8 protein-coding genes and 3 pseudogenes are annotated in these 8,824 nt (G+C 61.3%); 5 read left to right on the plus strand and 6 right to left on the minus strand.

Annotated elements, in window-relative coordinates; genetic code table 11:
* The first annotated feature begins 278 nt into the window (after positions 1 to 278).
* Both B7Y89_RS18175 and B7Y89_RS18180 read left to right on the plus strand, forming a co-directional pair.
* Positions 279 to 869 carry a hypothetical protein gene (locus tag B7Y89_RS18175; protein WP_292941035.1) on the plus strand — a complete coding sequence of 197 codons (591 nt, stop codon included), beginning with the start codon at positions 279 to 281 and terminating at the stop codon, positions 867 to 869.
* A gap of 196 nt (positions 870 to 1,065) precedes the next feature.
* Positions 1,066 to 1,500 (plus strand): XRE family transcriptional regulator, encoded by a 435-nt coding sequence (locus B7Y89_RS18180; RefSeq protein ID WP_292941038.1) that lies wholly within the window; start codon positions 1,066 to 1,068, stop codon positions 1,498 to 1,500.
* A gap of 38 nt (positions 1,501 to 1,538) precedes the next feature.
* Here B7Y89_RS18180 and B7Y89_RS18185 read toward each other — a convergent pair whose 3' ends face one another.
* Positions 1,539 to 2,531 (minus strand): lytic transglycosylase domain-containing protein, encoded by a 993-nt coding sequence (locus B7Y89_RS18185; RefSeq protein WP_292941041.1) that lies wholly within the window; start codon positions 2,529 to 2,531, stop codon positions 1,539 to 1,541.
* Positions 2,532 to 2,642: 111 nt separating this feature from the next.
* Between B7Y89_RS18185 and B7Y89_RS18190 the strand changes: the two are divergent.
* Positions 2,643 to 3,498 (plus strand): annotated as a pseudogene (locus tag B7Y89_RS18190) (hypothetical protein); the annotation flags it as partial.
* A 26-nt stretch (positions 3,499 to 3,524) separates the two neighbouring features.
* Here B7Y89_RS18190 and B7Y89_RS18195 read toward each other — a convergent pair.
* Genes B7Y89_RS18195 through B7Y89_RS18205 form a run of 3 tightly spaced genes read right to left on the minus strand, consistent with a single transcriptional unit; the run spans position 3,525 to position 5,898 of the window.
* Positions 3,525 to 5,114: an IS66 family transposase gene (locus B7Y89_RS18195; protein ID WP_292941043.1), complete on the minus strand. Its 1,590-nt coding sequence runs from the start codon at positions 5,112 to 5,114 to the stop codon at positions 3,525 to 3,527.
* 26 nt (positions 5,115 to 5,140) lie between these two features.
* The gene (tnpB, locus tag B7Y89_RS18200; protein ID WP_366416510.1) at positions 5,141 to 5,500 is read right to left on the minus strand and encodes an IS66 family insertion sequence element accessory protein TnpB; all 360 of its coding nucleotides are present in this window, start codon (positions 5,498 to 5,500) and stop codon (positions 5,141 to 5,143) included.
* A 5-nt stretch (positions 5,501 to 5,505) separates the two neighbouring features.
* Positions 5,506 to 5,898, minus strand: coding sequence for a transposase (locus B7Y89_RS18205; RefSeq protein WP_292941044.1), 393 nt, complete (start codon positions 5,896 to 5,898; stop codon positions 5,506 to 5,508).
* A gap of 127 nt (positions 5,899 to 6,025) precedes the next feature.
* Between B7Y89_RS18205 and B7Y89_RS18370 the strand changes: the two are divergent.
* A pseudogene (locus B7Y89_RS18370) lies at positions 6,026 to 6,261 on the plus strand (hypothetical protein); the annotation flags it as partial.
* A 33-nt stretch (positions 6,262 to 6,294) separates the two neighbouring features.
* Positions 6,295 to 6,435, plus strand: coding sequence for a hypothetical protein (locus B7Y89_RS18375; RefSeq protein ID WP_366416508.1), 141 nt, complete (start codon positions 6,295 to 6,297; stop codon positions 6,433 to 6,435).
* 1,048 nt (positions 6,436 to 7,483) lie between these two features.
* Here B7Y89_RS18375 and B7Y89_RS18215 read toward each other — a convergent pair.
* Complete coding sequence (locus B7Y89_RS18215) at positions 7,484 to 7,783, minus strand: hypothetical protein (RefSeq protein ID WP_292941047.1); 300 nt, start codon at positions 7,781 to 7,783, stop codon at positions 7,484 to 7,486.
* A 71-nt stretch (positions 7,784 to 7,854) separates the two neighbouring features.
* Positions 7,855 to 8,631, minus strand: a pseudogene (locus tag B7Y89_RS18220) (phytanoyl-CoA dioxygenase family protein).
* Between the last annotated feature and the right edge of the window lie 193 nt (positions 8,632 to 8,824).

The following is an 8,824-nucleotide window of genomic DNA, read 5'->3' on the forward strand; positions in this document are numbered from 1 at the left end:
TCCGCACGACCGCTGTTCTTGAGGACAGACTGCATGAGAGTTTCCCTTCAATCGGAACGCGATTGATCCCGCGCCCAAGAGAAAGGTGACTGCGCCAAACGACTGTCAGCAACTAAGTTTCCGGACCACGCGTTTCGACTGTGGGTTTTTTCGGCGCTTCAAACCGCCTGCCCCGGATTTCGGGGCAGGCGTCCCCTGAATGCGGGGCAAACCGCCCCTTGCATCGGGCCACCGCGCCCTGCAAATTGGGCCAGGCTGCCCCGGGATTCGATGTTTGCGTGATAATTGAAGTTGCCGCCGAATCGGACTATTTTCACACGTCAGAGTCGTGGTTCGCCAAGCGATGCGACCGGTCTTTCGGAAGCGACGTCAGCCAAGCGAATGAAGGATTGTCTGGTGGAGACGCAATGAAGGGAGACTCTCTCCGCTATGAGCTGGATATCTCCGAGCATCTGTTCCTGCTGACGACGGAAAGCCTTCGTCTGCGGTCCAACGAGGTGAAGCGTTATCAGACCCTCGCAAACCTGATCGACGACACGATCAGCATCGACACTCCGGTTGATGATCATTCCGCCGAAACGATCCTTGAGCATTTGGCGGCAATTCCAACGGACGGCAATATCCGGATCGACCTTCGCATCACGAAAACGAGCGCCGACAGCTTCGGAGAGGTCAAACAGCGCCTTTCCGAAAAGCTCGGTTCAAATGTCAGTATCGGCGACGCGCTCTCCGTTCTGCTGTTTCACTATGTAGTCGGGCAGAAAGCCACGCGCATACTTAAACGGCTCGGGCTGGACTCCGTAGAGGAAAGCACAAGACCAGCAACGAGCGATCAAGAGGCCGGCGATAACGTCTTCCCCCTCAGGTAGTTGCAGCCTCTCTTTGCAGCGCATGGATAAGAGTTTGAGGCGCTTGCCAACTCGACATGTCTGTGGTTCGTTTAAAGAATGACGACAGAAGAGGGACAACGGCTTGTCATCCCTTGCTCGAATCGAGGTCCAGGAGGACGGCTGTAGTTCGACTAACAGCCGGCACCGGGACTTCGTCCCGCTGATCTTGGAGGCGATGGCCGAGCAAAACGTCGGTCAGCGTAAGCTGGCGCTCAAGTCTGGCCTCAGCAAGACGCGGCTCGGGCTGCTGCTGCACAGCGATCGGGGCAAGCGGGCGACCATGTCGCTGATCGAGTTCCAACAGATCCTCGACTCTCTCGGCATCAACATCGTCCAGGCGATCATCGCGGTTGAGACGTTCCAAGACCAAGCCCTATTCCATGACGAGCGTTTCTCCACGTCGCTCGCGATGCTTACCGAGTTGTTCAAAGGCCTGCCCGGCATGCTCGTGTCCGCCCTCGACGAGATCGAAGGCATGGACGGAACGGAGGTTCGCAAGGAGTGGGCCGGCCCCTTGCGACAGGCCGTCATCGAGAAGCTGGTAAAGGAGGTGACTGCGGTAATGGCGCGGCGCGAGCACCTCACGCAAATCTCCAACCTCGGTCTGTAGGGGAGGTTCGGCTTCGGCCGGGAGCGTCGCCGCACCCGTCAGTATGACGAGACGGTTGCCGTCCGACCAAGGGTCTGTAGCCGTGTCGGGGATGCGGAGGTAGACGCCGTTTGGATCGTCGCGACCCTCGATAGTCCGGCCAGCCTGCGCCAGTTCAGCAGCACGTTGTCGACGTAGGATTGGGTTTCGGCGATCCGCGGCAACATGCCATTCCGTACGCGGCCGGGACCGGCATTGTATGCCGCCAGCGCCAAGTGAACTTGGCCGAACTTGTCCAACTGCTGGCGCAGATAGCGAGCGCCGCCACGCAGGTTCTGCTCGACATCGTAGCGATCGACCCCAAGCCCGACGGCGGTATCGGGCATCAACTGTGTCAGCCCGAAGGCGTTTTTCGCCGAGAAAACGTCCGATTTGTATCGGCTTTCCCGAATGATGAGCGCGTCGAAAAGGCCGACCGGAATTCCATACTCACAGGCAATCGAGCTCATCATTCCGTAATAACCGAACCGCCGACCCTCGGCTTCGAGACCGAGAATGCCGGACGGCCGGTAGCCGCCCGCCGCACAGCCTGGGACGAAACTGGTTGCCGCAGCAGTGAGGGCGAGTCCTCCCTGCATCCAGCGCGGGATGGCGATCCGCGGCGGCGGCAGTATGTAATTCGGCTGTTGGGAAGGACTGATATCGGCAGTGCCGACATGGGCAAACGGGTCCTGACCGGCCGCGGCTCCCGGTGGCGGTGTTGTAGAAGACGCGAAGCTGTTCGCCATCTCGAACTCGACCCAGCGGCGGCTAAGGTCGTGGGTCCGGAATGCCGCCGGAACGGGCTCCGGCGCAGTGGGGATGTGCGAGGTTTCCGGACTGTCGCCGTCGGCCGCCGATCTGCCTTCTGCGGCCGTACGAGTCGGCAGACTGGTAGAATCCATGACGATGAGCTGGACCGTCCTGGCCGACTGCGGCCGGCGTGCCTCAGCTGGATCGAAGCTGGTAACCGCCAATGAGAGCGCCGCACATCCGAGCACAATCGAACGCATTTTAGATCTCCGATCCCTTCATTTCGAAAAGTTGAGATCAAGCAGATTGGACTTGTCAATCCTGCGCGCTGGCGAAAGCATTGCTTTGGATCGGCTGAAACGGGCTCGTTCATGTGGTTGATTGATCGCAATAGTGACGGGTTCAGCGCAGCCCGGATTCCGCTCCCCGCTGTTCTCCAGTCGGCGTTGGTACGTTGGTACACGGGTGATGGCTCAAGGCGCGATGAGGAAGCCGGCATCCTGCTGGTGCAACAGGCCCGCATTGGCGAGAAATGGATCGCCTGCGATTGTCTCGGGAGCAATCGCAAGCCGCCGATCCTTACCCCAGCCTTCCTGTCGGAGGCCGAGACCTACTACCTGCGCCGCCTGACAGGTTCACTTCGACCGGAGCATTTGTCCGATTGTCCCTTCTTTCGTGACCAGGTGACCAACCGGATCAGCCAGGTCCGCAGCCCCGACACCCCCGCCGATCCGCCGGGCGGCTATTTCGAGGTCCTGCGCCCCGCTCCCGAGAAGCTCGCACAACGGCCTGACAGCGAAAGCAATGACGATCGCACTCGCGCCGCGTCGGTGCCGAGGCTCGCACGCCTCCTCTGGCGCATGTTGGACGTCTCGGGTCTGGCCATTGCGCCGCCAATCGTTGACGAGCCGACAGAACGTTCGATCGCCCAGGAATTCAGAGCGCTTAGTAGAGCGGCCGCCAAGCTCGAAATAGCGCCTGGCGTCGAACTCGGCCGCGCCCTGTGGACGCATGCCGACGCGCTTCACAGCCGGCGCGCATACGCTGTCATCCGAGACCTCGCGCGGGGCTGGCCACGCGGTCAGCGGGTCGACAATCTATCCTGCCGGCGCCGCGCCCATCACCGTCGCTAACCGGGTTCAATCCCCATCGGTGCGGGGTAACCCTGTCAAAGGACCGTTCCTAGTCATCGTGGTCATCGGCGAATATCCAGAAGCGCATGGCTTTGGTAAGCGTGGTCTGGCGGCCGTAGTTCAGGCGGCTTGCGCGAGCGATTCATCGGCGGCGGTCCGCCAGTTCCAAGGCATAAGTTCGTCCCAGCGCGCTGCGGGCCAATCGCTGGCGATCTTGGCGATGACGTCGGCGATATAGGCTTGGGGCTCGACACCGTTCATCTTGCAGGTCTCGATGACGGTGCAGATGGCGGCGGCGCGTTCGCCGCCGATGCGAGAGCCTGCGAACAGCCAGTTGCGCCTGCCGACGGCAATGCCGCGCAGCGAGCGTTCGGCGATATTGTTGTCGATCTCGAGCCGACCATCGTCGAGGAAGCGGGTCAGCGCGGTCCAGCGCTTGGTGCCATAGACGATGGCCTTGGCCATGACCGACTTGGGCGACAGGCGGCGGAGTGCGTCATTGAGCGCAGTTCGAAGGTCGGCGATCAATGGCGCGGTTCGGGCTTGGCGGGCATTGCGTCGCACATCGGGTGGTTGCCCGCGCACATCGGTCTCGACGGCATAGAGCGCGCCGATCCGTTCGAGGATATCGGTGGTCAGCGCGGTTGGCTTGGCCTGGTGGATATCGAAGACCTTGCGGCGGAAGTGCGCCCAGCAGGCAATCTCGGTGACGCGCCCACTCTGGTAGAGCTTGTCGTATCCGGCATAGGCATCGGCCTGGAGATGGCCGGTGAAGCTGGCGAGCTCGGCTTGGGGATGCGCGCCGGTTCGATCGGGCGTGAAGCGATACCAGACCAGCGGCGGCGCGGTGGAACCCGAACCTCGATCATCGACAGCGTAGGTCCAAAGCCTGCCGGTGGCGGTGCGACCACGTCCGGGGTCAAGCACGGGCACCGGCGTGTCGTCGGCATGGATCTTCGACGCCTTCAATCCCTCGTCGCGGATACGGCTGACGATGGGATCGAGCAGTGCCGAGGCCTGGCCGGTCCAGCCTGCCAGTGTTGAACGATCAATATCGATCCCCTGTGCCGCCATCATCTCGGCCTGCCGGTAGAGCGGGAGATGATGATCGAACTTCGACACGACGACATGCGCCAATGTGGCGAAGGTCGCGCGTCCACGTGCAATCGCTTTGACGGGCGCTGAGGCCTGGACCACCCTCTCGCAGGCCCGGCAGCTATACTTGGGCCGGATCGTCCGCACGACGCGCCATGCGACCGGGGCAACATCAAGCTGCTCGGCGGCATCTGCGCTCAACCGGCGCATCGCCCCACCGCAATCAGGGCAGGTGCAGCTGCCGCTGGCCGGTTCAACGACGACTTCGTCGCGCGGCAGATGCTCGGGCAGCGCGCGCGTCGGCACGGGGCGATCGGCCTTGGGCACCGGCGACGCCAGCGCGGTGACCGTGGCGGCGGCTTCGAGTTCTTCGAGCGCCAGTTCGAGTTGCGCGATCTCCACGTTCAGCTTCTCGGACGATGCCCCGAACGCCATCCGGCGCATCCGCGCAATCTGGACGCGGAGCGTCTCGATCAGCAGATCGCGGGCGGCAAGCTCGGCTTTGGCGGTCGCAAGCGCCGCCGTCAGAGCCGCGATCTGCGTGTCCCGATCGGGGTCCGAAATGACCGCTGCCGACATGGTCAATGCATAGCAGATCGGGTCGGATGATGCCATAAAAACTGGCTGAATCCTGTCGATTATTACCCTGCCAATGATGGTGACCAGGTCCGTTCCGGGCGTCGCCAGTCGATCCCTTCCAGGAGCATCGAAAGTTGCGCCGGTGTCAGACTGACACTGCCCGTCTTGGTCTGCGGCCACACGAACCGGCCCCGGTCCATCCGCTTGGAAAACAGGCACAGCCCCTGGCCGTCATACCAGAGCAGCTTCACCAGATCGCCGCGCTTGCCCCGGAACGCGAACAGCGCGCCCGAATGCGGCGACTGCGCCAGCACCTGCTGGACCAGCACGGCCAGACCGTCGAACCCTTTGCGCATATCGGTCGCGCCGCACGCCAGCCAGATCGTGGTCGTTCCCATCCCACCCAGCGCGGGATGCTGCATCGCGGTCATCGGCTGACGACCGACAACACCCGTGCCAGGGCTTCGGCATCAACCCCGGCATCGACGCTCAGCCGGATGCCCGAGGGCAGCTCGATCCCAATCTTGCCGGTTGGCTCAGGCGGCGTTGGTGCGGGCAACAGCGGCACCACCGGCTCGGTCGCCATAACCTGCACCTGCGCGAATGCTGGCACCGTTGGTCTGGCTGAACCCGCGAGCGTTCCCGACATCGCCTGCTGCCGCCATGTGTAAAGCTGGCCGCTCCCGACTTCGTGCCGCTCGACCGTATCGCGCACCGAACCGTTCGGCCCAAAGGCATCACGCAGGATCGCCAGCTTCTGCTCGACCGTCCAGTGCCGCCGCCCCGAGACCCGCGCAACGACCTCGATCCGACCACTCATACGACCGGTCGTATGACCACTCGCACCCTCAACAACCTCATCCGACACCGCCATACCCCAACACAAAAGGGGCACAGCATCGCCGCCATCACATCAAAAACAAGGCGGCCCGCAGAACACGCTTACTGGCTTTGCACCGTTACGCGCTTACGCCCAGCCAATATTTTCCGGCAATCGCTTTGTCCCGGTCGAGTCCGAGCTGGAACGCAGCGTCCTTCGCACGCTCTTCGACATGCGTTTCGACCGTCAGACTCGGCCGCCCTTCGGCGTCTGGCCCATATCGCTCCGGTAGTCGCGCTCTCACCGCAGGATCTTGAAACCGGGCAGGCCCGGTCGATGTTGATAGACGCGTTGCGCGATTGACGGAAATGACAGCAGCCTCAGGCCCAGGACAAAGTGGCCGCGAAGGATCCTACGATCATCAATGTCACCGGGGTCGACAGCAAATATCGCTTTTGCCAGCGCCACCACGTCTTCGGCACGAAGCGCAAAACATCACTGGCCAAGTTCAATCCCGCCCAAGCACGCTCGCGATAAAGCTCAGCGAGGGATATCGTGACAGATAGGATTACGGCGATTGCACAGCAGAGGCCGGTTGCCGCATAGATCGCCAGCCAGTTCGAAATTTCGATCGGTGACAGTGTCGCCATACGATTGCTCCGAAGGTAATTCGGTGGGAGCCGCGCATTACGTAGGCCATTCTCGCCACGGCGACCAAACGGTCAAGCGGGATACTGGTTCGCGCCGGTGGATGTCACTCTAATTTATCAGCGCTGGCGCGACATCGTCGTAACGTTGAGGATGTATCTGATCGCTCGTTGCAGATCGCTTAAGGTCGATGGACTCGTCGCCAAAGGCTACCGCGACTGAATTTACCAGCTTCGCCGTTTGGCGTGAATAGGGCAGCAGCGCAGATTGCGCGCCTTGTTGAGATCGATGACCTGATCTTGACGAGATCTTCGACGAGCCTCGTCCCGTGACAATCGTTTGAACCGATGGTCAAAATGGAGATAGGATATCGCCCGTCGGGCTTTCGCCAGGCCATGATCTGCCCTGCGGTGGCGCGTTCGACGGCCACCACATCGCAGTGGATCGCATGCCGCGCGACGAGCGCCGTCGCTGTCCCGACGCCAGTACTATCACATAGTATAAGGCACTCGAACATCACCATCCCCAGCAGTGTAAGCAAGGCCTGATGGCCGTGGATCAGGCCGCATCGGCGACCGGTTGCTGATCTGCCAACCGCCGCTATGTGTGGATCGAGCCGCTGCCAACGTCATGGCGCTCACAGGCCATGCTGGTTCAGCCTTCTGGCCCCGAATGAATCGCGCAATGCCGCAAGCGTCTGCTTCACCTTCCAGCGACGCCGGCATGACACCCAACTAAAAACCTCGATCCGACTACTCATACGGTTCCTCGAATGACTGCTTGCTCCATCGCTTGCTGAATGCTCGTTTTCGTCCGATACCCGCCACCTCGTTCAAAGGGCGGCAATCATCCGGTGAATGAGCACCGCACACGGCGACCGTCGGGTGCCGCTTACCCATCAGTCGAACTCCGAACGATTGAAACCTATGCGTTTCGGCTAAGGATCACTGCCACTTCGGTCTGCTAAGCGCGGTGCTAGTGAGCGAGCGGTATCGATGTGTTCTTCGAGTTGCGACAGATCGGCTTCGGCAATGATGTACGAGTGACGATCATCGGCAAAAAACTGCCGAAGACGCTCCGTCTCGCATGACGGCATCTCAATGAACTCTTTGTCAAAGCGTATCGCCCAATGAAGTTCGACAAAGGCCATCAAAGCTCTCGATGCCGCCGCCTCGGTGTCGTGGAGCGTGATGCTCCGAGCGCCTTCGAAATTCGCCACTAGTATCGAAATTTTCATGTTATGCCTCGACCCCGTTGAGCGTTCTCCCCCCCGCCGATTTTGACGCTGGAGTTGCGACATCGTTACAACTAGCCACGCGGAGCGGCACCAATCCGGCGCTGCTCCTTCAGGAATTCGGCAAGCGCTGCGTCTTGGTCAGGGCGCAGGGCGTCCACCGCGCCCAGATGCTCCGGCGTGTTTGCGTTGAGCAGGATCGAGGGGCAGCGACCTTCATAATTGCCAAGATTTGGCCTGTGCTGCTGATATCCGACCAACGCCGCAAGATCTGGGGCGAATGTCCGCGCCACATTCGGGGGATATACCAGCCACTGATTTTCATAGGGCTTGAGCCACCCAAGACAGTAGCTGACGATCATTCCCTGGCGCACGTCAGCCGACCGATTTCCACCGGCCCCGTGAAGGGTGGAACCGAGGAACACAATTGCAGATCCTGGACTACATTCCACTGCAAGCGGCGCTTCCGGCGGATCGGATAATAATGCGCTTGCGCCGTGGCTGCGGGGCCATATGAGCGTCGTGCCGTTGTCCCGCCGGTAGTCGGTGAACGGCCACATCACGTTGATCAGATACTCAACTTCGCCGGTCTGTCCGCGCCACATGTCCTGATCGCGGTGAGGAAACTGGGGGAGGGCACCGGGATGCAGCTCGAGAGCCTGAGCGAGGTTGAGCTGAATCGTATCACACCATGGGCCGAGTATCGTCTAAAAAGGCGTCGCCTCGAACTGTGGAGCCAAATCGTCAGCGAGCCACTCTACGTCGGCCAGTGGCTTGAGATCGGGCATGACGCAGAAGCCGTCTCTCAACAGCGCCTCGCAAGACCGCTGCTGGGCGTCGGAACCGGGCATCACATATTTCAGGTTGGTAGGCATGTTGTGATCTCCGGTGTCTCAGGCGGCCGCACGATCCAGATCCATCAGATGGATCGGCTCGAACGTGCCGGATTGGCGAAGGAGGCGAGGCGTCTCCGGTGAAATATCGATCCGCATCGCCGATAAGCTGTGGGGATCGCTGACGCTCGGCAGCCCCAGCGGAACGCAT

Source organism: Novosphingobium sp. 32-60-15, assembly GCF_002280675.1.
Taxonomy (GTDB): Bacteria; Pseudomonadota; Alphaproteobacteria; order Sphingomonadales; family Sphingomonadaceae; genus Novosphingobium.

Excerpts from the sequence above, each read along its gene's own strand:
- B7Y89_RS18180 (WP_292941038.1), top strand. The coding sequence starts at position 1,066 with ATGGCCGAGCAAAACGTCGGTCAGCGTAAGCTGGCGCTCAAGTCTGGC.
- B7Y89_RS18185 (WP_292941041.1), bottom strand. The coding sequence starts at position 2,531 with ATGCGTTCGATTGTGCTCGGATGTGCGGCGCTCTCATTGGCGGTTACC.
- B7Y89_RS18195 (WP_292941043.1), bottom strand. The coding sequence starts at position 5,114 with ATGGCATCATCCGACCCGATCTGCTATGCATTGACCATGTCGGCAGCG.
- tnpB (WP_366416510.1), bottom strand. The coding sequence starts at position 5,500 with ATGCAGCATCCCGCGCTGGGTGGGATGGGAACGACCACGATCTGGCTG.
- B7Y89_RS18205 (WP_292941044.1), bottom strand. The coding sequence starts at position 5,898 with ATGAGTGGTCGGATCGAGGTCGTTGCGCGGGTCTCGGGGCGGCGGCAC.
- B7Y89_RS18215 (WP_292941047.1), bottom strand. The coding sequence starts at position 7,783 with ATGAAAATTTCGATACTAGTGGCGAATTTCGAAGGCGCTCGGAGCATC.